This window comes from Pseudooceanicola atlanticus (assembly GCF_000768315.1).
Classification (GTDB): Bacteria; Pseudomonadota; Alphaproteobacteria; order Rhodobacterales; family Rhodobacteraceae; genus Pseudooceanicola; species Pseudooceanicola atlanticus.
The window spans coordinates 486,600-510,540 of the sequence record NZ_AQQX01000003.1; the positions used below are offsets into that span (position 1 = coordinate 486,600).

A 23,941-nucleotide genomic window follows, 5' to 3' on the forward strand; every position below is an offset into this window, starting at 1 on the left:
CACGTCACAATGCAATCGGCCGGGCAAACGCCCCGGTCGGCTGCTCAGAAAAACGACATCCAGGGAGAAAGACCCATGACCAAGACGCTACGTATGCCTCTCCTCGCCGGGGCCCTTGCCGCATTGGCCGCACCGGCCATGGCCGAAACCTGGGACATGCCCACGCCCTATGGCGACAGCGTGTTCCACACCCAGAACATCATCCAGTTCGCCGAAGACGTGACCGAAGCCACCGGTGGCGATCTCGAGATCACCGTGCATTCCGCCGGTTCGCTCTTCGCCCACCCGGAAATCAAGGATTCGGTCCGCCGAGGCCTCGCGCCCATCGGCGAAACGCTGATGTCGCGCCTGGCGAACGAAGACCCGATCTTCGCCATCGACTCGATCCCCTTCCTGGCCTCGAACTACGACGAGGCGATGAAACTGTGGGATGCCTCCCGCCCGCTGGTCGAGGAAAAGCTGGCCGAGCAGGGCCTGACCCTTCTCTATGCCGTGCCGTGGCCGGGGCAGAGCCTTTACACCAGCGGCCCGGTCGAAAGCACTGCGGACCTCGAAGGAGCGGCCTTCCGCGCCTATAACAACGCGACCGAGCGCCTGGCGCAGCTGATGGGCGCCGTGCCGACCCAGATCGAAACCGGCGACATCCCGACCGCGTTCTCGACCGGCCGCGCCGACGCGATGATCACCTCGCCCTCCACCGGCGTGTCCTCGCAGGCATGGGATTTCGTGTCCAACTACACCGAGCTTCAGGCCTGGCTGCCCAAGAACATGGTCATCGTGAACACCCGCGCGCTGGACGCCCTGTCGGACGAGACCAAGGCCGCCCTGATGGAGGCCGCCGCCGCAGCCGAAACCCGCGGCTGGGACATGTCCAAGGCCGAAACCGCCGAGAAACTGGCCGAGCTCGAGGCCAACGGCATGACCGTCTCCGATCCCTCCGACACGCTGCTGGAAGAACTGGCCGCCATCGGCGAGACCATGACCCAGGAATGGCTGGAAGAGGCCGGTGACGAAGGCAAGGCCGTCGTCGACACCTATAACGGTCAGTAATTCCACCTCTGACATCCGGTCGGGGCGGTACCACGCCCCGACCATCCAGACCAATCGGCCGGATCACACCCGGCCCCGAGGGGAACGGCCCATCATGCGACAGACACTCGACCGGCTCTATTCAGGAGCATTGATCCTTGCCGCCGCCGCATTCGCCGCCATCGCGGCGCTGGTGCTGGTGCAGATCATCGGCCGCCTGATCGACCGCGGCGCCCGCGCCCTCGGCGCCGTGCCGCCCGGCATCACCGTACCCTCGTTGGCCGAAATCGGCGGGTTCCTCTTCCTGTCGGCCGTGTTCCTCGGCCTCGCCGGCACCTTTGCCCGGGGCGGCCATGTGCGCGTCAGCCTGCTGACCGGCGCCCTGCCCCCGACCATCGCCCGCCCGCTCGAGGCGCTGGTCCTCATTATCGCGGCGGGCCTGTGTGCCTTCGCCACCTGGTCCTCTTGGCTGCAAGCCTGGGATTCCTGGGTCTATGACAGCGTGTCCTTCGGGATGGTCCGCGTGCCGCTCTGGCTGCCGCAGGGGGTGATGACCTTCGGGCTGGTCCTGCTCTGCATCGCGTTGATCGACAGCCTTGTCACCGTGATCCGCGGCGGCACACCCCACTACGCCGAACACGAACAGGGAGAGGCCTGATGGAAATCGCAACCCTCGCCCCCCTTCTCATCGTCGTCCTGTTCGTCGCGCTGGCGGCAGGGCTCTGGATCGGTTTCGCGCTGATCGCCGTGGGGCTCGTCGCCATGGTTGCGGCCTCCTCGGCTCCGGTTACTCTGGTCTTTGCCACCAAGGTCTGGGGCAGCCTGACGATCTGGGATCTGACCTCGCTGCCGATGTTCATCTGGATGGGGGAAATCCTGGTCCGGTCGCGGCTGTCCTCGGACATGTTCGAAGGCCTTTCGCCCTTCACTCGTCGCCTTCCTGGCCGCCTGCTGCACGTCAACGTGCTGGGCTGCGCGCTTTTCGCCGCCGTCTCGGGCTCCTCTGCCGCGACGACCGCGACGATCGGCCGGATGTCCGTGCCGGAACTGCTGGCACGCGGCTATGACCCGAAAATGGCCATCGGCACGCTGGCGGGCGCCGGCACCTTCGGCTTCCTGATCCCGCCCTCGATCATCCTGATCGTCTACGGCGCCGCGACCGAGCAATCCATCGCCCAGCTGTTCCTGGCGGGCCTGCTGCCCGGCCTGATGCTGGCGCTGATGTTCTCCGGATACATCATGATCTGGGCCCTGCTGAACCGGTCCCGCATGCCCGAGGCCGAACCCGCGGCCGATGACAGCAACAGCTTTGCCGCCCTGATGCGCCTGCTGCCCGTCGTCGGGCTGATCGTCGCCGTCATCGGGTCGATCTATGCCGGCATCGCATCGCCCACCGAGGCAGCGGTGATCGGCGTCACCGGCGCGATGCTGCTGGCCTGGGCCACCGGCGCGGCCAGCTGGAAGGGGATGGGCGACAGCCTGCTGGCGGCCTCGACCACGACCTGCATGATCGCTTTCATCATGGCCGGCGCCGGATTCCTGACCGTCGCCATGGGCTATACCGGCATCCCGCGCGCACTGGCCGCCTGGATCGGTGCCATGGGCCTGTCGCCCTATGCCCTGCTGGCCGCGCTGACCGTGTTCTTCATCGTGATGGGCATGTTCCTCGACGGGATTTCCATGGTCGTGCTGACCGTGTCGATCATCCTCCCGATGGTCACGCAGGTCGGGCTGGACCCGATCTGGTTCGGCGTCTTCCTCGTGATCGTCGTCGAGATGAGCCAGATCACCCCGCCCGTCGGCTTCAACCTTTTCGTGCTGCAGAAGATCACCGGGCGCGACGTGCTGACCCTGGCGGGATATGCCGCGCCCTTCTTCCTGATCCTGGTGATCGCGGTTGCGCTTCTGTCGATATTCCCGCAGATCGCCCTCTGGCTGCCCCGGACAATGTGATGAAAATGACCGAAGAAGACCGTTTCAAGATCGGCCCCGTCGTCTCCTCCGCGCATCTGGCGAACTCCGCCATGCCGGAGGTGTCCGAGATGGAGTTCGCGCTGGCCATGGGCAACCACGCCTTCCAGCGCTGGATGACCCGCTGCATGGACGCCGCCGGCCACCCCGGCATGGCGCCGCTGGAAATCCAGGTGCTGCACCTTGTCCATCACCGCGAACGGCCCAAGACCCTGGCCGATATCTGCCTCGTCCTGAACATCGAGGACACGCATACGGTCAATTACGCCCTGCGCAAACTGACCGAGCGCAAGCTGATCACCTCGGGGCGCAAGGCGAAGGAAAAGACCGTTTCGATCACCGAAGAAGGCGCAGAGCTTTGCCGCCGCTATGGCAAGGTGCGCGAGGCGCTGTTGATCCGGTCCCTCAAGGAAACCGGCATCGACCCGGCGGATGTGTCGCGCCTCGCCGCGCTGCTGCGTGCCATGTCGGGTGGCTACGACCAGGCGGCCCGGGCTGCAGCCAGTCTCTGACGTCGACGCCCTGCCAGGCCGTGTGGTCTCCGCGCACGGAAAAAGGCGCTGCGAACGTGAACGTCACCTCGCAGCACCCTGATCCGCCTTCGAATTCCTTCGGCAATGTCAGTGGCTGGATTTCATCGCCTGCCGTGCGGCGGCCCCTGCGCCAAAGCCCTGCGCAAAGGCAGCACCCAATCCGCCCGTGGTCATCGCGGCGGCGGTGGTGGGCGGCACATAGCCAACAGGTCGGCGCGTACCGAACGCTACGACGAGGGCCCCAAGTCCGAAATAGACCGACCCGATGATCAGAGCGGCATATTGCGCGTCATGCGCCTCGGCCAGAGCGATCCAGGCGGCGACGGTCAGGAACCCTGCCCCGATCGCCATCAGCAGAAGGCCGCCCAGGCCAAAGCCCGCGCGGCGCATTCCAAGTTTCAGCGACATCAACATGCGTCGCTCCTTACCGGCGGGCCGAAATCAGACCCAGCACAAAGCCGATACCGGCCGCAATGCCGACGGCAGCGGCGGGGTTATCGCGCACGGCCCCTTCGGCCTGCGCATAGCTTGCCTTGACCTGCGCTTCGGCGTCACGGCCAAGCGCTTCGGCACGGTGGCGCATTTCGTCCGCCTTGCCCGACGCAGTGTCGCGGGCATAGCGGCCACGGGCCCGGCCATACTCGGTGACGGTGCGGGTCAGCTCTGCCATATCGGCCTGCAGCGCCGAAATCTGTGCCTTGACATCGTCCGAAGTTGCTTCAGTCTTCATCGAGGTGTTCGTGCCATTATGGGCCATTTGAAACTCCTGTTGTTTCACGTCCTTTGCATCTCAACGACCTCACCCCAAGATTGGTTCCGAAACCCGTTAAATCGCTTGGAAAAAGGCGATTTCCGGGCACATTTTGGCCATATTCAAACTTTAATAAATCGTCATCGAAACAGGCATTTACAGATTGTTATCCAATGAACGAACAGACCACTCACTCCAAGTCTGTGCTGGGGATACTGCGCGTATTGCTGGTCCTGACGTTGCTCAGCATGTCCGCGACACCCTCGCAGGCGCAATGGTGCTGGTTCGGCTGCTGGGAACCAGAACCTGAGCCAGAACCCGAACCGGTCGAACCGACTGGCGTCATGCACGTCGTCTACATGGTCGGCAACGGCTTCATGCCCGACGAGATCCACGCCCAGCTGGGCGATACCGTGAAGTTCTACCAGCTCGCCTACACGACCCAGCGGGTCGAGGCGACGGACAATTCCTGGACGAGCGATTACCTTTACAAGGGTGACAGCTGGCAGTTCATGATCGACCACGACACCGGCCTGAACTTCGAAAAGAAGGTCAGCAGCTGGTCCTGGACCAACATGACCGGGCGGCTTCTGCTGGAAGACATCCCCGCTGTTGTGGACCTCGGCGACCTGATCAATCACAACGGCCAGATCATCGGCAAGGACGGCAAGCCCAAGGGTAATGCCGCGGGCCTCGGCAAGACACTGGCCATGGTGGGTGGTGTGGTCAACAATGTCGGTCTGGGCCTTGGCCTGAACACCGATCTCGGCCTGGGTAACAACTGATCGTCACGCGTCCAGCGGTTCGATCAGCCCCTCGCCGGTGGCACGGTTGGAATTGACCTCCGTCCCGACGCGGTACATGTCGTAGACCTCATCGGGCGCGGCCGTCATCAGACGGGCCGCGCCTTTTCCGTTCTCGCCCAGCCACAGGCCCCAATCCTCAGGCTCCAGCAGGACGGGGATGCGGTTATGGATCTCCGCCATCTGGCCTTTCGCCTCTGTGGTGACGATGGCGCAGGTGGTCAGGAGCTGCTCGCCCTTGTCCCAGCCCTGCCAGATGCCGGCCACCACCATCGGCGCGCCATCGCGACGGTGGATGAACCAGGGCAGCTTCTGATCGCCCGCCCGGTCCCATTCATAGAACCCGTCCATCGCGATCAGGCAGCGCCGTTCCCGTGCCGCCTGCCGGAAGGCCGGTTTCTCGGCCACGGTTTCGGCGCGGGCATTGATCAGCAGCGGGCCGTCACTCGGCGTCTTGTACCAATGCGGGACAAAGCCCCACCGCATCGCCGTCAGCCGCCGCCCGCCCTCGCCCAGCGAACAGACATTGATCGGAACGGTTGGGCAGACGTTGTAATTGGGCACGCCCGCCAGATCATTGGCGGGCTGCGCCTCGAACAATTGCGCCATCGCATCGGGCGGCAGGGTTACGGCAAAACGTCCACACATGGGACGAGGCTAGCGGCAGGCGCGCGCCAGGTCCATCAGCGCCAGGCCTTGCGGGCCATGTCGATCCGGGCCTCCATCATCGACATGTCCTTCATGATGTCGCGGCGCTTGACCTCATCGGTGACGCCCGCCAGCTCCCCGCGCAGGCGCTTCAATTCGCGCCCCAGCGTGATGAATTCCGGCTCGGCCCCGTTTTCCTCCATGATCCGGCGGATCAGGGCGTTCTCGGGGTCGTCCACGCGGGGCAGCGGCTTGCCCGCGCCGGGCAGGTTGTTAAACTCGCCCTTGGCTTCGGCCTCGGCGATCTTGGCCGAGATCAGGTCGATCAGGGGATGGTCCATGGCGTCACCTCTCGTCCCAATGTTGGGCTTCGCGGGATCAAGTCAAGATGGGGCAGGTCAGGACAGACCTCACTTGCGGCATGATTTGCGGATCTCGCGGTCCAGAAGCTCCGTCTCGACCAGCATGCAGCGGTCGCGGGCCTCGTAGTAATAGCCGCGCGCATACCATTGCACCGCCGTCGGTTCGTCCCCGTAGGACAGCAACCACGCGCCGCGCAGGTATTTCACCGCCCATTTCAGATTGGTTTCGGCATCCAGCAGGTCATTCGGCTGGCCCTGGAACCCCATGCCGCGTGCCGTGGCCGGCAGGATCTGCATCATCCCGTAATAGGGACCGTTGCGCGCATGGGGGCGGTAATCGCTTTCGCGCTGAATGACGCGGTGGACCAGCGACCGGGGCACCTCGTAATGGTCGGCATACTTATTCACGAGCACCCGCAGCTCGGCCGTCTCATTGGGATAGAGCGGCGGCGCCGCCCGCGACACTTCGGGCGCCTGCGTCGGGGCACATCCCGCCAGCAGACCCAGACCGACCGACAGGGCCAGCGCCGCCCCGCACCAATTGCGCCGTTTCACCATTCCGCGATTCCGTTTGTTGTTTGCGTGACCGCTATGGCACCAGAAATGCCCTTTCAGACAAGGGGCAGACGTCACCACCCCGCCCGATGCGCGCCCTTCCGCGCAAGACCCGCACCTACAGCGGCCCATGCGCTGCCAAACCCGACCCCTGCGCAGCAATTGTGCGGAATTAGAGAAGTGTATTTTCCCCGCGATACGCCACCTTGTCTTCAAGCACACAAAGCGGAGGAGCCCCGATGACAGACCTGAACGTAACCAAGGAAGATGGCGAACGGAAAGGCCGGTTCGTCGTCACCCTCGACGGCCACGAGGCCGAACTGACCTATTCGCGCATGAACGCCACCACGATCATCGCCGATCATACCGGTGTGCCAGAGGCCCTGGGCGGCCGGCGCGTCGGCATCGCCCTGGTCGAAGCGCTGGTCGCCGATGCCCGCGCGGAAGGCTACCGCATCGTCCCGCTCTGCCCCTTCGTGAAGGCACAGCTGTTCCGTCACCCCGAATGGTCGGACGTGTTCGTCTGATCCGCCACAGGAGGTCCCCATGAGCTGGAACCCGACACATTCCCCGGATTGCGAAACCGAAGCCGGGCTCGACGCCCTGGAAACCGTCATCATCCCTCGTGCCCGCGATCTCGGCGGGTTCGAGGTCCGCCGCGCCCTGCCTTCGAAAGACCGGCAGATGGTCGGGCCGTTCATCTTCTTCGACCAGATGGGCCCCGCCGAATTCATCACGGAGGGCGGCATCGACGTGCGCCCGCATCCGCATATCGGCCTGGGCACCGTGACCTATCTCTACAAGGGCGAGTTCGAACATCGCGACAGCCTCGGCACCCACCAGATGATCCACCCCGGAGAGGTCAACTGGATGCTCGCCGGGCGCGGGGTCACCCATTCCGAGCGGACCTCGGCCCAGACCCGCGCAACCCGGCACAGCCTTTTCGGCATTCAGACCTGGGTCGCCCTGCCCGAGGATCGCGAGGAAATGGCCCCCGCCTTCGAACATCACGGCGCCGACGCCCTGCCCCTGCTGGAAGAGGCCGGGTCCTCGGCCCGGCTGATCCTGGGCACTGCCTGGGGCGAACGCGCGCCGGTCACGATGCAGTCCGACATCTTCTATGCCGATGTCACCCTCGCTCCCGGCGGGCACCTGCCGCTGCCCGACGACCACGAGGATCGCGGGATTTACGTCACCCAGGGCGAGATCGAAATCGCGGGCGAAACCTTCGAGGCCGGGCGCATGATGGTGTTCCGTCCGGGCGACCGCATCTCGGTCAAGGCGGGACCGCAGGGCGCGCGTGTCATGGCGCTTGGCGGCGAGACGCTGAACGGGCCGCGCTACATGTGGTGGAACTTCGTCTCGTCCTCGCCCGACCGGATCGAAGAGGCCAAGAAGGACTGGAAGGCCGCCGACTGGGATAACGGCCCTTTCCGCCTGCCCCCCGGCGACGAGGAGGAGTTCATTCCGATCACCGACGACATGGACAACATGAAGATCAAGCGCTGAGCCCGCTCGGCCCCAATCGCGCAAAAGAAAACCCCGCCGGTTCGCACCGGCGGGGTTTGCCGTCCCATAGGGGCGGCGCTTACTTCTGGGTGATGCGCCCGTCCGTGTAGGGCGTGTATGGCGCGTTCGCGGCCAGGAACTCCGCCGTCACGTCAGCCAGGTCGGGGCCGAAATCGTAGGCGTTCTCGGCGTCCTTGAACATCGCGTAGCCGTCGCCGCCATTGCGGACGTAGTTGTTGGTCACGGCCAGGTAGGTCGCCTCAGGGTCGATGGGCGCAAAGGCATCGCCGTCCATCACCATCACGTCCGACACGCGGCTGCCCGGTTCGGCAGAGGCGTCGAAGGTGAATTTCAGCCCTGCGACCTGCGGGAAGCGGCCTGCGCCGTCGGCAACCTGGCTGACACCGTTCTCAAGCGCCTCGATGATGGTCGCGCCATCGGTTTCGAAGGTCGACAGCGTGTTCTGGAACGGCAGCACGGTCAGCACTTCGCCCATGGTCACCTCGCCCGCATCGATGGAGGCACGCAGGCCACCGCTATTGGCAATGGCGATCTGCACGCCCTGATCGGCCACGCGGTCCAGCATGGCATCGGCCACCAGGTTGCCCATCGAACATTCCTGCGCCCGGCAGACGTCGCGGTTGCCTTCGATCGCTTCCGAGGTCTCGGCCACGACGCGGTTGCGGATTTCATCCAGCGGCGCGGCGGCTTCGGCGATGCGGGCCTTGGTGGCCTCGTCCTCGGTCACGGCCGCGTCCATGATGATCGGCGCGCCAGTGGCTTCGGTCACGTTGCCCTCGTCGTCGAAGGTCACGTTCAGCTCGCCCAGGAACTTGCCATAGGCATAGGCGGACACGATGGCGGTGTTGCCCACCATGGTCGGATACGGGCCTTCGGCGCGGTCCATGTCCCCCAGCAGCGTGTTGGTATGGCCGCCCACGATCACGTCGACCCCGGTGGTGTTCTCTGCCACCGTCTGGTCCACGCCATAACCCGAATGCGACAGAACGATGATCTTGTTCACGCCCGCTTCGGTCAGCTTGTCGACCTCGCCCTGAACGGCGTCCGACGGATCGGTGAAGATGATGTTCGGCCCCGGCGAGGCCAGCTCGTCGGTGTCCTGCGGCGTCAGGCCGATCAGGCCGATCTTCTCGCCGCCCTGCTCGATCACCGTGGATTTCATCAGCACATCGGCCAGCAGCGGCTCGCCCGAGACATCGGCGTTGGACATCAGGACCGGGAATTCAACCGCATCCATGAAACCGCGCAGAACTTCGGGGCCATCGTCGAACTCGTGGTTGCCCACGGTCATCGCCGTGTAGCCCATCTTGTTCATCATCTCGGCGGCCAGCTTGCCCTTGTAATAGGTGTAGAACAGCGTGCCCTGGAACTGGTCGCCGCCATCCACGAGGATGGAGTTGTTGGACCGGCCGCGCGCCTCTTCGATCGCGGTAATCAGGCGGGCAGAGCCACCAAAGCACTCACCGGCATCGTTGTCCTCGGCCGAACAGCCGCTGTCGTATTTGGAGATCGGTTCGAAACGGGCGTGGAAATCGTTGGTATGAAGAATGGTCAGCGAATAATCCGCCATGGCCACACCAGAGGTGAGGGCCAGGGCAGCGGCGCTGGTCAGCAGACGAAAAGACATGGAAATTCCCCTGTTGGTAGAGTTGTGCAGAAGATGCTGCACCGCAACTCGAACCGAGTCAAAGCACATTGCGGGCCCGGTGGCACGGGTTTGCCAATGACCTTGGGGCAGCCGCCCGATCAGGCAATTGCTTAGGGCTGTCGACCGCGTCGGGCCGATCCCCTGCCCGGGGCGCCCCCCAAGACCCTTCAGACCCAGTAGCGCCCGCAGTTTCCCCGCCGCCACGGCATCCGTGCACTTGACGATCACGGAGCGTCGGGGCATCCCCAATTCATGCTGATCTACAAGATATTTCGTGCGCCGGAATGGCAGCACCTCGCGGAAACCGGCCAGACCGATGGTGCCCCAATCGACCTGGCCGACGGCTACATCCACTTCTCGACCGCCACCCAGGCCGAGGAAACCGCGGCCAAGCATTTCGCCGGGGCCGAGGGGCTGATCCTCGCCGCCGTCGATGCCGCCCCCTTGGGCGACGACCTGAAATGGGAGGTCTCCCGCGGCGGTGCCGAATTCCCTCATCTCTACCGCCCCCTGCGGCTGGAGGATGTCACCTGGCACGAAGACCTGCCGCTGGTCGACGGCGCACACGTCTTCCCGGACCGTATGTCATGAATTTTCTCGAACAGACCGGCATGGGATTGCTGCGCCGTATGGACCCTGAACAGGCCCACCGGATCGCGCTCTTCGCCATGAAATCGGGCCTTGCCCCCCTGCCCGGCCTGGTCACCTCGCCGCGCCTGCGCACGCAGCTGGCCGGGCTGAACCTGGCCAATCCCATCGGCCTGGCCGCCGGGTTCGACAAGAACGCAGAGGTCCTGTCGCCCCTGTCCCGCGCCGGTCTGGGCTTTATCGAGGTCGGCGGCGTCACCCCGCGCGCCCAGCCCGGCAATCCGCGCCCCCGTCTCTTCCGCCTGACCGAGGACCGCGCCGTCATCAACCGTTTCGGGTTCAACAATGACGGGATGGAGGTCATCGCCGACCGCCTGTCCCAACGCCCCCGCGACGCGGTGATCGGCCTGAATCTAGGCGCCAACAAGGACAGCGACGACCGGGCCGAGGATTTCGCCCGCGTCCTGTCGCGCTGCGGTGAATTCCTCGACTTCGCCACCGTCAATGTCAGCTCTCCCAACACCGAGAACCTGCGTGACCTGCAGGGTGCCGCGGCGCTCGACGCGCTGCTGGCGGGCGTGATCGAAGCGCGGGATTGGCTGCCGCGCCGCATTCCCATTTTCCTCAAGATCGCCCCCGATCTGACCGATGCGGAAATCGTCGACATCGCCCGCGTGGCCACCAATCGCGGCCTCTCGGCGATCATCGCCACCAACACCACGCTCGACCGCAGCGGCCTCTCCAGCCCGCATCGCGAGGAAAAGGGCGGCCTCTCCGGCGCGCCCCTGTTCGAGAAATCGACCCGCGTACTTGCCCGCCTTGCCCAGGTCACCGAAGGCCAGATCCCGCTGATCGGTGTCGGCGGCATCAGCTCGGCCGAAGACGCCTATGCCAAGATCCGCGCCGGCGCGTCGGCGGTGCAGCTTTATTCGGCCATGGTTTTCCACGGCCTTTCGCTGGGGGCCGAGATCGCCCATGGCCTCGACCGCCTGCTGGAGCGGGACGGCTTCGCCAATGTCGCCGACGCCGTCGGCACCGGGATGGAGGACTGGCTATGATCCTGTGGCACAACCCGCGCTGCACCAAGTCGCGCCAGACCCTCGCCCTGCTTCAGGAAAACGGGGTGGAGCCCACGATCCGCCTTTACCTCCAGGATCCGCCCGACACGTCCGAGATCCGCGCCGTTCTGGCCAAGCTGGACATCGCCCCGATCCAGATGATGCGGGTCAAGGAAAAGGCCTTCAAGGAGGCCGGGTTGAGCCGCGACAGCGACGATGACACGCTCATCGCCGCCATGGCCGAAACCCCGATCCTGATCGAACGCCCGATCGCGATCACCGACACACGCGCCGCCATCGGTCGCCCGCCCGAAGACGTTCTGGCCCTGCTCTGACCGCCTCGGGCCAGCACGCACGCCGACCTCTCGCAACCCATGATTGATCCCACAGACACCGCCTGAGGGGCAGCGCGAACCTGCTTCGACCTCACTTGATAACGGAACAGACCGCCGATCACGGTCGCGAAACGATTCGCATCAGGGGCGGCCGCTGTCCCCGAAACCCATCCGCAACTGCCCAAAAAACACGCAAAGTGTGAACTCGGCCCCTCTGCCACGGTGCCGGGCGCCGGTTTCCGGACGCCCTTCGGAGAGTGGGGAATTCCTTACTGTCGACTCAACACAGGGTTGTTGTAGTTTGATTGACGTTAGGTAAGGCGAATTTTTCATCCCTTTTTCCCGGAGGACGTCATGTCTCTCTTTTTTCAATCCCACGGCGGCAATAATCGCCGCTCCGCCCCACCCAGAAAGTCCGCGCTTCAGGCCCGGGCCCTGATCCCTGCCGATGGCGACATCGCCGTCGACGAGGCCGGCGATTTCGGCTTCATCCTGCCCCCCTCGGGCGATCCGGGCGATTACCTGCCCGATGACGTCCTGGCCGAACTGGACGAGCTGGGCGACCTGATGGTCCCCGCGGCCAATGCCGCCTCGCCCGACGTGACGCCGGATTCGACCATGCCCGCGGTGATGACCTATTGGGGCCAGTTCCTGGATCACGAGCTGACCGCGCGCACCGACCGCGAAACCCAGATCTCCTCGATCGAACACCCCGCCCCGACCCATACGGCGGACCAGATCGAAGCGCAGCTCAAGAATGCGCGCTCTCCGCGGTTCGACCTGGATTCGGTCTATGGCGGCCTGCCCGTCGGCCTTCAGGACAGCGCAGAGGCAGCCGCGGCCTATGCCGATGCGGCCCGCGTGATCTCGGGGATGCGGCACCCGAAATACCCGGCCAAGATGCGCGTCGGAACCTGTGCCCCCCATGGCCCGATCCCCGACGGGCTCGACCCGCACCGCGACCTGCCCCGCTTCGGCCAGGTCGAACATTCGGTCAAGCAAGCCTATCTCGACATCCTGGCCCGCAACCTGTCGCCCGCGGATGTGGCCAAGTTCGAGGCATCCCTCGACAGCCGCGCGCTGATCGGGGACATGCGCAATGACGAAAACCTCAACATTGCGCAATTCCACCTCAGCTTCCTGCGGTTCCACAACCGCGTCGTCGACTTCCTCGAGGCGAACGACACCGGCTGGCTGCCCGATTTCCATTCCGCCCAGGCCCTGACCAAGCTGCATTACCAATGGCTGATCGTCGAAGGTTACCTCAAGACGGTCTGCGACCCGGCCGTGGTGCAATCGGTGCTGGCGGCCCGTGCCAAGCATTTCTTCGACTTCCGCGCCGCCCATGCGGACCGGATCGGCACCAAGACCCTGGGCGACGCCATGGCGATGGAATTTTCCGTGGCCGCCTTCCGCTTCGGCCATTCGATGGTGCGCGATGCCTATGATTACAATGGCAATTTCGGGCGCGGCGGGGCGGCGGACAAGGCGCCCTTCGATCAGATCTTCGCCCATACCGGCGGCGGTGGCTTCGATGGCCATGGCAAGCTGCCGCGCGAACGGATCATCGACTGGTCCCGCTTCGTCACCGCCGATCCCGACAGCGCCGACGGCCATCCGGCGCGCGCGGCCCGGCGCATCGACACGCTGATCGCCCCGCCCCTCGGCGACCTGCGCAACGAGGGCGGCGAGGAAGAGGACGAGATGCTGAAAAAGCTCTTCCGTCAGCTTGCCCGCCGCAACCTGCGCCGCGGTTTCAGCCTGCGCCTGCCCACCGGACAGGCCCTGCATGCCTACCTGAAATCCACCGGCGCGGTCACGACCGACCCGATCCCGGATGTCGGCGCGATCCTCGACAACAAGCCCAACCTGACCGGGTTCCTGCAAGGCACGCAATCGCGGCTCTTCGAACGCACGCCGCTCTGGTTCTACGTCCTGGCCGAGGCCGAGGCAGCCGGCGGCGACCACCTGGGCGAGGTCGGCAGCTGGATCGTGGCGAGCACCTTCGTCGCCATCCTGCTGGCCGATCCCGACAGCGCGCTGTCAAAGGATTTCGACCCGACCCACAGCCCGCTGCGCCTGCCCGATGGCAGCCCGATCGACAGCATCGAGGCCTGGATGAAATTCGCCCTCGTGCTCGAATGAAACCCCGGCCGGGCCGTCACACAGGCGGCCCGCCCCCCGAACAGACGCCCCAAGGCGCTGACATGACAGGACAAAGAGGACTTCAAGGATGATAGACAGACGCGGACTCCTTCTGGGCCTCACCGGTGCCCTCGCCCTGCCGGGGCTGTCAGGCTGCGCCCAGGTCAGGCGGTTCTTCCAGCCCGAAGTGTCGCGCACCGCCATCGACATCCACACCCATTTCTTCAATGGCCGCGACGTGCCCGTGGTGGGCTTCCTGAAACAGACGATCATCCGCGATCCCCATGCGCCGGTCGATCCGGACATGACCACGGATGCCTTCCTGAAACTGCTGACCTCGATCCTGCTGGTGAACACGCCGACCGCGCGGGCCGAACTTGACGAGCTCGGCGGTCGCGTCGCCCCGATCCCGCGCGATGACCTGATCCGCCGCGACCAGCAGAACGTGGCCGACGGCATCGCGCAATTCGCCGCTGCCGCCGGACCGCGCCCGACCGGCCTGTCGACCACGCGGCGGGACGAGGACCGCCTCCTCGACCGTATCGCTGAGGAGGTCGGAACCCCCGGCCTGCGCAATTCGCTGCAAACCCCGCAGGCCCAGGCCCGGACCCTCGCAAACCGCATCTATGACCGGGGCGCCGGGGGCCTCACCACCGGGCAGCCGCGCGATTACCTGCATTACTCGCCGCTGATCCAGACGATCCGCTGGGCCGGGCTGCTGACCCGGTCGCGCATCGACATCCTGGCCGAACTCGACCGGCTCTATGGCGGTCAGACCGGCATCCGCATCTTTTCGCCCTCGCTGGTGGATTTCGGCGCCTGGCTTGTCACCGAAGAGGACGTGACCCCGATCGAGGACCAGATCGAACTGGTCGCCGCCATCGCGCGCAAGCACACCTCGTCGCTGATCCTGCCCTTCGCCCCCTTCTGCCCCCTGCGCGCCGCGCTGGAACGCGAGGACGACCCCTCCGTCGATCCGCTGCGCAACGTCAAGCATGCGGTGCTCGACCTGGGCTTTCTGGGGATCAAGCTCTACCCGCCCATGGGGTTCCGCCCCATCGGCAACAACACCGACCTGACCTGGGTGCCGCGCAAGCCTCGCGACGGCCCCCCCGCCCTGGATCGTGAGCTCGAGGCGCTCTACGCCTGGTGTGTCGAGAACGAGGTGCCGATCAAGGCCCATGCCAACAATTCCATCGCCGCCGGCCCCAATACCGGGACCTTCGCCGATCCGGCGGGCTGGCAAGTGGTGCTGCGCGATCCGCGGTTCAAGAACCTTCAGCTGAACCTGGCCCATTTCGGCGGCTTCGACGAAACCGGGCACGACGACGCCTTCACCTCAGGCTCGGATTGGGAGGCGACGATGGCCGCGATGGTCGGCGAATTTCCCAATGTCTATTTCGACCTCGGCTACTGGACCGATGCCGCCGAGATCGACAATGACGACCGCCAGCGCGTGTTGGACCGTACCGCCGCGCTGATCGCATCGACGCCCAAGATGCTGGACCGGATGATGTATGGCTCCGACTTCTCGATGATCGGCCGCGTGCCCAGCCATCCCGCCTATCTCTCCGGGCTTCACCAGACCTTCGACGATCTCGGCCTCACCCCGGCCCAGACAGAGGCCGTCATGGGCGGCAATGCCGCCGCCTATCTCGGGCTCGATCGGCGCGGAAAGCAACGCGCGCGATTGGCCCATGTCTACAAAACCCACCCTATTTACCAGGACATTTTCGAGGATTGACAGATGCTTACCCCCGTTCTCCGCCCCACCCTTCCGCTGCTTGTCGCGCTGGCCCTTGCCGGTCCGGCCACGGCCCAGCCGGTTGATCCCGACACTGGCGACGCCGCCCTGGCCGACCTCGCCGAAGCCGCCCGCGAGGCGCGATCCGGCCTCAGCTTCGAGGAATTCCGCGACCAGACCACCTATATCCCCGAGACGGGCAAGTATTACGTCAACGGCGATACGCCCATCCGCAACGAAAAGCTGCTGCGCGAATTCTGGGAACAGAACGTGCGCAACAAACCCGTGCCCCCCATGGGCGAGACGCCCGAATTCACCGTCATCAATGTCGGCGGGCTCGATCAGCTCTGGGGGCCCGTCGAAAAGCACAACCTGACCTATTGCGTCAGCACCGCCTTCGGCAGCCGCCACGCGCTGGTCGTGGGCGACATGCAGGCCGCCGCCGCCGCGTGGGAGGCCGTGGCCGATCTCGATTTCTCCTACATCGCGTCGCAGGACGGCGATTGCGACGCCGCCAATGACGAGGTGATGTTCGACGTGCGCCCGGTGAATGCGGGCGGGCAATTCCTGGCCGCCGCCTTCTTTCCCAACGACCCGAGAGAGGCGCGCAGCGTGGTGATCGACCCGTCCTCCTTCTCGCTGGACCCCAATGGCAACCTGACCCTGCGCGGCATCCTGCGCCACGAACTAGGCCACGTGATCGGTGCGCGCCATGAACATGTCCGCCCCGAGGCCGGCACCTGTTTCGAAGATAATGACTGGCGGGGCGTCACCGATTACGATGCGTTTTCGGTCATGCATTACCCGCAATGCAACGGGCTGGGCGACTGGTCGCTGCGCCTGACCGAGACCGACAAGAGCGGCGTCGCCTGCCTTTATGGGGCCGCCGCGGGTTTCACCATCGACACCGATATCTGCACGCCCGAGGCCGGCACCAACGCCCCCGAAAGCGAAAGCTTCGGCCCCTTCACCGTGGCGCAGGGCGAAACCCGGCTCATCACCTCCGTGCCCGTCACCCCCGGCACCGTCTTCCGGGCCGAGATGACCGGCAGCGGCGATCCCGACCTCTATGTAAAGCTCGACGGTCCGGCGCTGATCTCCAGCTACGATTGCCGCCCCTACACGTCAGGGGCCGAGGAAACCTGCGACTTCGTCGTGCCCGCCAACCGCTCCACCGCCTTCATCGCGGTGCATGGCTACACGGACGGCGAATTCACCGTGACCGTCACGGCCACCGCCCCGCTGCCGCAATGATCCGCACCTCCGAATGAAGACCCAGATGATGAAAAGGAGACCCCCGATGATCCGACGCAGCCTTCTGGCCTGGACCGCGCTCCTTGCGGCCTCCACGGCCTCCGTCGCGACCGCCGAAATGGCGGTGCCCCAGATCACCTTCCAGTGGCAACCCGACGCCGCCAACGCCATCGAATTGTCCAACGAGATCGAGGCGCTCTACCTCGCGCTCTATAATTCCGGCAACCTCACCGTGCGCGACGCAGAACTGGGCCAGCCCCCCTTCGTGGAATCGCTGATGCGCCAGGAACAGGTGATGCATGGCGCCCATTTCCCCGTCGCGCTGGACGCGATGATGTGCGACCTGAACCCCGACCATTGCCGCCGCACCCTGCGCCCCGCCGGGTCAGGCGAGTTGCGGGACCTGACGGCCCATGTGGGCGGCTACGTCCCCAGCCGCGGCCGCTGGTCCCTGCGCGGTGGCGAGACGCTGAACATCCCCGATTACGACTTCATGACCACCACGACGCTGGAACGCATCCCCGCCCCCAAGGGCTGGACACCCGATGCCTTCGTCGCGGATCAGGGGCTGGATTGCTCGGCCTTCAAGGCCAGCTGCGAAGACGTCGTGCGGCGCTTCAACCCGCAGCTTCTCAAGGCGCCCGCCTCGGGCAACGTGGCGATCACCGTGCCGCAACAGCAGATCGGCACCACCGTCGCCCTGCGGCCCGACACGCGCTCTAGCTATCTCAACCAGCTGAAAGAGGTGATGAACCCCGACCAGTCCGGCAGCATCGCCCAGCTCAGCTTTGACGAGGGCAGCACCTTCTCCCCGACCTGGAATCAGACACTCGAAAGCCGCTCCCCGGCGGACCTGGCGATCGAGGCGATCCGCCAGAACGTTCAGACCATCGGCACGATCCAGAATTTCGGGGTCGGCGACGAACCCTTCCTGCACAGCCAGATCGGGCTGTTCAAACTGGTGAACCACCCCTTCGCCCGGCTCGAGGACCTGGACGAAACCCAATCCCAGCCGGTGCATGTGGCGGTGATCGATTCCCGCCTGTCCGACGGGCATTGCGACCTGCCGGTGATCCGCCTGTCCGACGGCACCGACCTGGCACCGCCTGCCCCCGAAACCGATGCGGAGACGACCCCGACCCCGGTGTCGGACACCACAACGCCAGCGCCGCCCCCTGCCGACACCTGCGCCACCATCGACCACCTTGCCATGTCCGATGCCGATCACGCGGCGGGCGTGGCCGGCGTCATCGCCTCGCGCGCCAATGGCAAGGGCATGGTCGGCATGAACCCCCATGCCCGGCTCTGGATGATGGCGTTCGACCGCAACCGCGTCGCCGATCAGCAGATCGACAACCTGATCCTGCAAATGCAGATCGCCATCCCCGAAGACGTGCGCGTCGCCAATCTCAGCTTCGGGGTGCAGCCGCGGCTGTCCAACCCGGGCCGCATGGCCAATGCGATGGCGGTTCTCGGCTCCCGCATGCTCATCGTGGCCGCGGCCGGCAATGAAGGCGAGAAATTCGACGCTCAGCATTGCCCGGTCCTGCCCGCTTGCCTGAACGATCTGGACAACGTGCTGACCGTGGTCGGGCTGGACAGCGACATGGACGATCCCGGCCTCTGGACCTCGCAATCCGCGGGTTCCAATTCCAACCCGGCCTTCGACATCGGCGCGCCCGCGGAAAACATCCTCAGCACCGCGACAGGCAACCGCTTCACCCACCAGGCCGGCACCTCCTTCGCCGCGCCGCAGGTCACGGCGGCGGCCTCTCTCGTCTTCTCGACCGGCGAATATGTCTACGGCGACGAACTGGCCGGGGCGCAGCTGTCGCCCAAGATCGTCAAGGATCGGCTGATCTACACCTCGGATTTCTTCGCCGGCCTGTCTGGCGCGGTCCGTGCCGGGCGGCTCAATGTCGGGCGGGCGATCAACGTCCGCGAAGCGCAGTTCGAGTTGTTCGACGGCCGCACCATCACCGGACAGGTGCTCGAGGCCCCGGACGAATTCGTCTGCCGTACCCCGATCGCAGGCCAGCAATTCCAGAAATGGTACAACCTGCGCCGCCTGTCCTGGAACGAGACCAAGCAGCGGCATTTCCTCTTCCGCCATGTCGGCAGCGACCTCGGCGGGCGCTACGGGGTGCTGGAACGCGATGCCTCCTGCCTGGTGCGCACGCTGTCGGCCCCGGTCGAGGTGCTGGTGCGCCAGAACAACGGCCCCGGAGAGGTCGTGAGCTTCCAGTTCCGCGACATCCGCGACTACACCTCGCCCCTGTTCGACCAATGACCCGGCTGCCGCTCCTCCTGCTCGCGCTTGCGGGCCCCGCGATTGCCCAGGACGACAGCGCACGCCCCGGCCCCGTGCTCGAGGCCTATGTCGACGGGCTGATCGAGGCCCGCGACATCCGCATCGGCGCCGCCGAACGCACCGGCCCGTCCCCCGTCCCGTGGAGCGACGAGATCAGCGTGCCCGGCTCCGACTATATCCGCCTGCACCTGCGCGTCGAAGGCCCGCCCTTCCCGCCGGATGCCACCCTGCGCCTGCTGGGCGCGCTGGATCAGGACGTGGCGATCCCGCTCGACCGGGTCGGCCCCGATGGCATGTGGAGCGACCTGATGCCCTTCGGTCGCGCCCGCATCGCGCTGGTCGCGCCCACGCCCATCGACCCTCAAAGCACGCTCTTCATCGACCAGCTGATGATGCAAAGCACCAAGATCACGCCCTATTCCGTGCATGGCATCAACCAGCTGACACCGATCAACGATGCCGCAGTCCCGGCCGACCTGCGCGCACTTGGCGCGCCCGTGGCCTTCCTGTCCTTCATCGAAGGCGGCTTTGCCCGCACCTGTTCGGGCTTCCTGATAGGTCCCGACCGGCTGATGACCAACGAACATTGCATCAACAGCGCCGCAACCTGCGCCTCGATGACCGCCGTTTTCGGCTATGAATTCGATACTGAGGGACGGCTTGGCATGGGGCCGCAGCTGCGCTGTCGCGATTTCGAAGCGGCGCAGGTGAACGTCACGCTCGATGCCAGCGTCGTCACCCTGACCGGCGCGCCCGGCCCCGAATACGGCCAGGTCGACCTCGCCATGCTCGGCGACGCTGCCGATGGCCCGATGGTGGTGATCCAGCATCCCGGCCCGCAGCCCAAGCAGATCTCATTTCTCGATTGCGACGCGGGCGAGACGCGGATCGCCGGCCGCGGGCCCGAGACGGACTTCACCCATACCTGCGACACTGCCGGCGGGTCGTCCGGCGCGCCGATCTTCGATGTCAGCGGACGGTTGGTCGGCCTGCATCATTTCGGGTTCCAGGATGGCGAGGCCTGGGACAGCAATCGCGGCGTCCATGCCGACCGCATCCAGGACTGGCTAAGCCCCGACACCACGGCCTACCCCGCCGAAACCCCACCGGAGTGACGCAGGGCGGAACCGCTCAGGCCTCCACCCGGTCCGCGTCCCGCTCCAGCCCGGGATACTTGATCGCCAGCGTCACGCCGCGCGCCGCGAACGAGATCAGCAGCGCCGCCCACAGCCCGTGATTGCCCAGCCACGGCATCAACACCGCCAATGCGATGCCATAGATGACAAAGCTCACGGCCATCATGTTGCGCATGTCCACCGACCGCGCCGCCCCGATGAAGATGCCGTCCAGCATCCAGGACGCCACGCCGATGATCGGCGCCGCCACCATCCACGGCAGATAGGCCCGCGCTGCCTGCTGCACCGGTTCGGATTTCGCCATCAGGTCGATGATCATCCCGCCGGTCAGGGCAAAGACCACGGCCAGCACCACGCAGATGATCAGCCCCCACAGCCCCGTCAGCAGCGACCCGCGCCGCAGCGCAGCCCGGTCGCCGCGCCCCAGGGCCTGGCCCACGAAGGCCTCGGCGGCAAAGGCGAACCCGTCCAGCGCATAGGCGGTGATGAACAGGAACTGGATCAGCACCTGGTTCGCCGCCAGTTGCACATCGCCGAAATCCGACCCGAAGAACATGAAGGACAGGAAGATCACCTGCAGCAGCATCGACCGGATCAGGATGTCGCGATTGACCAGCGCCATCCGGGTCAGACGCACGCGGTCGAACACCCTCTCCCAGTCGCGCCAGGCGGGCACGCGAAACGCCGCGCGGCAATACCACAGGCCCAGGGCCACGCCGCATAGCTCGGAAATCACAGTCGCCACGGCCACGCCGCGCACGCCCCAGTCGAAGCCCAGCACGAACAGCACGTCGAGCCCCATGTTCATGCCGTTCATCACCACCTGGATGCCCAGAACGGCCCGGGTCCGTTCCTGCGCGATCAGCCAGCCAGTGATCCCGTAGATGGCAATCGCCGCCGGGGCCGACCAGATGCGGATCGCCATGTATTGCCGCGCCAGCCCCTCGACCTCGTCACTGGCGGGCGAGATGCGGAAGGCGCCCCAGAAGATCGGCCATTGCAGCACGATCAGCGCCAGCCCCCCGGCCAGCCCGACCATCAGCGCGCGGGTCAGCAGCGCGGCGACCTCGGCGGTTTCGCCCCGGCCCACGGCATTGGCGGTCAGGCCCGTCGTGCCCATCCGCAGGAAGCCGAAGATCCAGTAGATCGCCGTCAGGGTGACGCCGCCGATCCCCACGGCCCCGATCGGGGCCGCCGCACCCATCTGGCCGACCACGCCGGTATCGACGGCGGCCAGCAGCGGCACGGTGGCGTTGGACAGCACGATCGGCAGGGCGATCTGCAGCACCCGCCGGTGGGTGATCGGGTCCGCCATGTGCGCCTGTTACCCCGACGACCGGTCGGGCATCAGGAAATGCCCTGTCGCCTGGGCGAAGGGACGGTCGCGATTATCCTGCCAGGCCTCCACCCGGACCGAGGCATAGCGCCGCCCGGATCGCGTGATTTCGGCCCGGGCATAGGCGTCGCGCGGCAGGCCGGACCGCAGGTAATCGACGGTCAGGTCGATCGTCTTGGGCCATTTCGGCTGTGCCTGGCGCACCAGGTCGGCCGGATCGTTGTCGCCGTTCTCGATCTCGTCCCAGATCATCGACCAGCCCAGCCCGACAATCGCCGTCGTCTCGAGAAAGCCCGAGGTCACCCCGCCATGCAGCGCCGGCAACAACGGATTGCCGATCAGCTCTTCCTTGAAGGGCAGCACCGCGGTCAGCTCGTCACCGCGCCGTTCGAACTGGATGCCGAGGAACCGGATATAGGGAATGCCGTCGACCAGCGCCTTCAGCGCCGCATCCCGCCGTTGCTTGATGACCTGCACCGGCTCCGGCCGCTTGTTGCCCGCCCCGCTCATGGCCGCGCCTGGAAGGTAAAGGCCCCGGTGGCCGAGGCCACGGGCCGGTCGTCGTCATCGTCCAGCGCCACCGCCCGCACGAAAGCGACCGAGCGTGTCACCTGGTAGCATTCCGCCCGCGCCCGCACCGATTGTCCGGGCGTCGCCGGGCGCATGTAGTCGATCCGCAGATCCAGCGTCGCCGTGCCACCCGCGCTGCGCGGATGCGAAATCACCGACGCCCCGCAGGTCGTGTCCAGCAAGGCCGACACCGCGCCCCCGGCCAGCACACCGGTCGCGGGATCGCCGATCAGCTTTTCGGAATAGGGCAAGGTGAACTCCGCCCTGCCCTGGCCGACGGACCCGGGCTCCAGCCCAAGCGCCTTGGCATGGGGCAGCGCATCCATGAATTGCCGGGTCAGCCGGTCATTGTCTTCCGGGCTGCGGGGCTTGGACGGATCTGGGGGGATGGCAGTGCTGTCGTCGGTCATTCTTGAACCCTTTCCCCGGCATATGACCGGCATTCCCGCCAAGGGGCAAGTCTTGCACCTGCTTGCCCTTGCAGATCGTCGTGGCTCGGGTCAAAATGACCCTGCGTCACATTGGGGCGCGACTTGCTGGGCAACAAGGTCGGAGCAGCCGTTGAATGAGTGAAACACGCCTGAGTTTCAAGGAGATGTGCGCCAGGTTCGAGGTGACCCCACGCACCCTTCGCTATTACGAGTATATCGAGCTTCTGCACCCCGAACGCGAAGGCCGGTCCCGGTTCTACTCGGCCCGCGACTGCGCCCGGATGAAGCTGATCCTGCGCGGCAGAAAATACGGTTTTCCACTTGAAAACATCCGCCAATGGCTCGACCTCTATGACGAGGAAGGCTCTGCCGCCCAGATGCAAAGCTGGGTGGAAAACGCCGACACCCAACTGGCCGAACTGCGCGAGCAGCGCGACCAGATCGATGAAACCATCGCGGAGCTTCAGGCGTTGCGCGATCGCACCGCGGCCAGCCTCGCCGCCTATGACGAATCAACCGAGGCCGTGCAGGACATCGTCGAGGACTGACCTGCCCCGGCGTCACCCCTGCCCCGCAAATGCCTGACCCAAGGGCATGCGGCTGACTATGAAAATTTCGCGAAACCCGGACGAATTTGGCTGATCTTACGTCAACTTGGAAATGACGCGACGTTTGGCTTACGTTAACGTCAATCAGTGTTGTAAACAGAGACAGGTTCTGTTTTTGACCGTCCGATCAAAATTCATGGATGTGACGAGATGGAAAACGAGCGACAGATGACCATCCGCGAGATGTGCGACGCGTATGACGTGACCCCGCGCACCCTGCGGTTCTACGAAGCGAAGGAGCTTTTGTTTCCGATCCGCGAAGGCCAGAAGCGCCTGTTCACGCGGCGTGACCGGGCCCGGCTCAAGCTGATCCTGCGCGGCAAGCGCTTCGGCTTCAGCCTGGAAGAGATCCGCCAGCTACTGGATCTCTACGACATGGGCGATCAGCAGCACACCCAGCTGGTGAAGACCTACGAGATCGCCCAGGAACGCCTCGCGGAAATGGAAAGCCGTCGGGATGAGCTGAACGCAGCCATCGACGACCTGAAGCAACAGATGGACTGGGGCGCGCAGATGATCGCCTCGTTCGAAGACGACAAGACCGCGGCCGAGTGATCCAGAACACGATCCCGACCGCTCAACGTTAGGGAGAGAG

The 23,941-nt window shown here is 65.5% G+C and carries 26 protein-coding genes; 17 read left to right on the forward strand and 9 right to left on the reverse strand.

Annotation, left to right across the window (positions count from 1 at the left end; translation table 11 throughout):
* Nucleotides 1-75 precede the first annotated feature (75 nt).
* From ATO9_RS10190 to ATO9_RS10205, 4 genes are all read left to right on the forward strand, one after another.
* Nucleotides 76-1,050: a TRAP transporter substrate-binding protein gene (locus ATO9_RS10190; protein WP_052418227.1), complete on the forward strand. Its 975-nt coding sequence runs from the start codon at nucleotides 76-78 to the stop codon at nucleotides 1,048-1,050.
* A gap of 94 nt (nucleotides 1,051-1,144) precedes the next feature.
* Nucleotides 1,145-1,687 (forward strand): TRAP transporter small permease, encoded by a 543-nt coding sequence (locus ATO9_RS10195; protein WP_043748080.1) that lies wholly within the window; start codon nucleotides 1,145-1,147, stop codon nucleotides 1,685-1,687.
* On the forward strand, nucleotides 1,687-2,982 hold the full coding sequence (locus ATO9_RS10200; RefSeq protein ID WP_043748082.1) for a TRAP transporter large permease: 1,296 nt from the start codon (nucleotides 1,687-1,689) through the stop codon (nucleotides 2,980-2,982). Before ATO9_RS10195 ends, ATO9_RS10200 begins: the two co-directional genes overlap by 1 nt.
* Before the next feature lie 89 nt (nucleotides 2,983-3,071).
* Complete coding sequence (locus ATO9_RS10205) at nucleotides 3,072-3,512, forward strand: winged helix DNA-binding protein (protein ID WP_043748673.1); 441 nt, start codon at nucleotides 3,072-3,074, stop codon at nucleotides 3,510-3,512.
* 108 nt (nucleotides 3,513-3,620) lie between these two features.
* Here ATO9_RS10205 and ATO9_RS10210 read toward each other — a convergent pair whose 3' ends face one another.
* Complete coding sequence (locus ATO9_RS10210) at nucleotides 3,621-3,947, reverse strand: hypothetical protein (RefSeq protein ID WP_043748085.1); 327 nt, start codon at nucleotides 3,945-3,947, stop codon at nucleotides 3,621-3,623.
* 10 nt (nucleotides 3,948-3,957) lie between these two features.
* On the reverse strand, nucleotides 3,958-4,290 hold the full coding sequence (locus ATO9_RS10215) for an ElaB/YgaM/YqjD family protein (protein WP_043748088.1): 333 nt from the start codon (nucleotides 4,288-4,290) through the stop codon (nucleotides 3,958-3,960).
* A 167-nt stretch (nucleotides 4,291-4,457) separates the two neighbouring features.
* Between ATO9_RS10215 and ATO9_RS10220 the strand changes: the two genes are divergently transcribed.
* Nucleotides 4,458-5,069 carry a hypothetical protein gene (locus ATO9_RS10220; RefSeq protein WP_043748090.1) on the forward strand — a complete coding sequence of 204 codons (612 nt, stop codon included), beginning with the start codon at nucleotides 4,458-4,460 and terminating at the stop codon, nucleotides 5,067-5,069.
* 3 nt (nucleotides 5,070-5,072) lie between these two features.
* Here the strand turns inward: ATO9_RS10220 and ATO9_RS10225 are convergent, their stop codons facing one another.
* The 3 genes from ATO9_RS10225 to ATO9_RS10235 all read right to left on the reverse strand — a co-directional run bounded on the left by ATO9_RS10225 (nucleotide 5,073) and on the right by ATO9_RS10235 (nucleotide 6,655).
* Nucleotides 5,073-5,735, reverse strand: coding sequence for an SOS response-associated peptidase (locus ATO9_RS10225; protein ID WP_043748092.1), 663 nt, complete (start codon nucleotides 5,733-5,735; stop codon nucleotides 5,073-5,075).
* 35 nt (nucleotides 5,736-5,770) lie between these two features.
* Complete coding sequence (locus tag ATO9_RS10230; protein ID WP_043748094.1) at nucleotides 5,771-6,076, reverse strand: DnaJ family domain-containing protein; 306 nt, start codon at nucleotides 6,074-6,076, stop codon at nucleotides 5,771-5,773.
* A 69-nt stretch (nucleotides 6,077-6,145) separates the two neighbouring features.
* Entirely contained in the window at nucleotides 6,146-6,655 is a 510-nt protein-coding gene (locus tag ATO9_RS10235; protein ID WP_052418228.1) for a lytic transglycosylase domain-containing protein, read from the reverse strand.
* A gap of 236 nt (nucleotides 6,656-6,891) precedes the next feature.
* On the opposite strand from ATO9_RS10235, the gene ATO9_RS10240 reads away from it, so the two are divergent.
* Complete coding sequence (locus ATO9_RS10240) at nucleotides 6,892-7,179, forward strand: GNAT family N-acetyltransferase (RefSeq protein ID WP_043748097.1); 288 nt, start codon at nucleotides 6,892-6,894, stop codon at nucleotides 7,177-7,179.
* Between the two features lie 19 nt (nucleotides 7,180-7,198).
* The gene (locus ATO9_RS10245) at nucleotides 7,199-8,161 is read left to right on the forward strand and encodes a pirin family protein (RefSeq protein ID WP_043748098.1); all 963 of its coding nucleotides are present in this window, start codon (nucleotides 7,199-7,201) and stop codon (nucleotides 8,159-8,161) included.
* Nucleotides 8,162-8,240: 79 nt separating this feature from the next.
* On the opposite strand, the gene ATO9_RS10250 is transcribed toward ATO9_RS10245, so the two are convergent.
* Nucleotides 8,241-9,809, reverse strand: coding sequence for a bifunctional metallophosphatase/5'-nucleotidase (locus ATO9_RS10250; RefSeq protein WP_043748100.1), 1,569 nt, complete (start codon nucleotides 9,807-9,809; stop codon nucleotides 8,241-8,243).
* 273 nt (nucleotides 9,810-10,082) lie between these two features.
* Between ATO9_RS10250 and ATO9_RS10255 the strand changes: the two genes are divergently transcribed.
* The 8 genes from ATO9_RS10255 to ATO9_RS10290 all read left to right on the forward strand — a co-directional run bounded on the left by ATO9_RS10255 (nucleotide 10,083) and on the right by ATO9_RS10290 (nucleotide 20,380).
* A complete protein-coding gene (locus ATO9_RS10255; RefSeq protein ID WP_043748103.1) occupies nucleotides 10,083-10,421 on the forward strand; it encodes a DUF952 domain-containing protein in 339 nt (112 codons plus the stop codon).
* Nucleotides 10,418-11,476, forward strand: coding sequence for a quinone-dependent dihydroorotate dehydrogenase (locus ATO9_RS10260; protein ID WP_043748106.1), 1,059 nt, complete (start codon nucleotides 10,418-10,420; stop codon nucleotides 11,474-11,476). The genes ATO9_RS10255 and ATO9_RS10260 overlap by 4 nt, the downstream gene beginning before the upstream one ends.
* Nucleotides 11,473-11,811 (forward strand): arsenate reductase (glutaredoxin), encoded by a 339-nt coding sequence (gene arsC, locus ATO9_RS10265; RefSeq protein ID WP_043748109.1) that lies wholly within the window; start codon nucleotides 11,473-11,475, stop codon nucleotides 11,809-11,811. The genes ATO9_RS10260 and arsC overlap by 4 nt, the downstream gene beginning before the upstream one ends.
* 354 nt (nucleotides 11,812-12,165) lie before the next feature.
* Complete coding sequence (locus ATO9_RS10270; RefSeq protein WP_043748112.1) at nucleotides 12,166-13,956, forward strand: peroxidase family protein; 1,791 nt, start codon at nucleotides 12,166-12,168, stop codon at nucleotides 13,954-13,956.
* An 88-nt stretch (nucleotides 13,957-14,044) separates the two neighbouring features.
* Entirely contained in the window at nucleotides 14,045-15,700 is a 1,656-nt protein-coding gene (locus ATO9_RS10275) for an amidohydrolase family protein (RefSeq protein ID WP_043748115.1), read from the forward strand.
* Between the two features lie 3 nt (nucleotides 15,701-15,703).
* On the forward strand, nucleotides 15,704-16,954 hold the full coding sequence (locus tag ATO9_RS10280) for a matrixin family metalloprotease (RefSeq protein ID WP_052418229.1): 1,251 nt from the start codon (nucleotides 15,704-15,706) through the stop codon (nucleotides 16,952-16,954).
* 46 nt (nucleotides 16,955-17,000) lie between these two features.
* Nucleotides 17,001-19,244: a S8 family peptidase gene (locus ATO9_RS10285; RefSeq protein ID WP_043748118.1), complete on the forward strand. Its 2,244-nt coding sequence runs from the start codon at nucleotides 17,001-17,003 to the stop codon at nucleotides 19,242-19,244.
* Complete coding sequence (locus ATO9_RS10290; RefSeq protein ID WP_043748120.1) at nucleotides 19,241-20,380, forward strand: trypsin-like serine peptidase; 1,140 nt, start codon at nucleotides 19,241-19,243, stop codon at nucleotides 20,378-20,380. The genes ATO9_RS10285 and ATO9_RS10290 overlap by 4 nt, the downstream gene beginning before the upstream one ends.
* Nucleotides 20,381-20,396: 16 nt before the next feature.
* On the opposite strand, the gene ATO9_RS10295 is transcribed toward ATO9_RS10290, so the two are convergent.
* The 3 genes from ATO9_RS10295 to ATO9_RS10305 are packed head-to-tail and all read right to left on the reverse strand — an operon-like array spanning nucleotide 20,397 to nucleotide 22,717.
* Entirely contained in the window at nucleotides 20,397-21,716 is a 1,320-nt protein-coding gene (locus tag ATO9_RS10295; RefSeq protein ID WP_043748123.1) for an MATE family efflux transporter, read from the reverse strand.
* Between the two features lie 9 nt (nucleotides 21,717-21,725).
* Nucleotides 21,726-22,247 carry a PaaI family thioesterase gene (locus ATO9_RS10300; RefSeq protein WP_043748124.1) on the reverse strand — a complete coding sequence of 174 codons (522 nt, stop codon included), beginning with the start codon at nucleotides 22,245-22,247 and terminating at the stop codon, nucleotides 21,726-21,728.
* Nucleotides 22,244-22,717 carry a PaaI family thioesterase gene (locus tag ATO9_RS10305; protein ID WP_081979530.1) on the reverse strand — a complete coding sequence of 158 codons (474 nt, stop codon included), beginning with the start codon at nucleotides 22,715-22,717 and terminating at the stop codon, nucleotides 22,244-22,246. Before ATO9_RS10305 ends, ATO9_RS10300 begins: the two co-directional genes overlap by 4 nt.
* A gap of 155 nt (nucleotides 22,718-22,872) precedes the next feature.
* On the opposite strand from ATO9_RS10305, the gene ATO9_RS10310 reads away from it, so the two are divergent.
* Both ATO9_RS10310 and ATO9_RS10315 read left to right on the forward strand, forming a co-directional pair.
* A complete protein-coding gene (locus tag ATO9_RS10310) occupies nucleotides 22,873-23,286 on the forward strand; it encodes a MerR family transcriptional regulator (protein ID WP_043748128.1) in 414 nt (137 codons plus the stop codon).
* 210 nt (nucleotides 23,287-23,496) lie between these two features.
* The gene (locus ATO9_RS10315) at nucleotides 23,497-23,901 is read left to right on the forward strand and encodes a MerR family transcriptional regulator (protein ID WP_202902125.1); all 405 of its coding nucleotides are present in this window, start codon (nucleotides 23,497-23,499) and stop codon (nucleotides 23,899-23,901) included.
* Nucleotides 23,902-23,941: the final 40 nt, after the last annotated feature.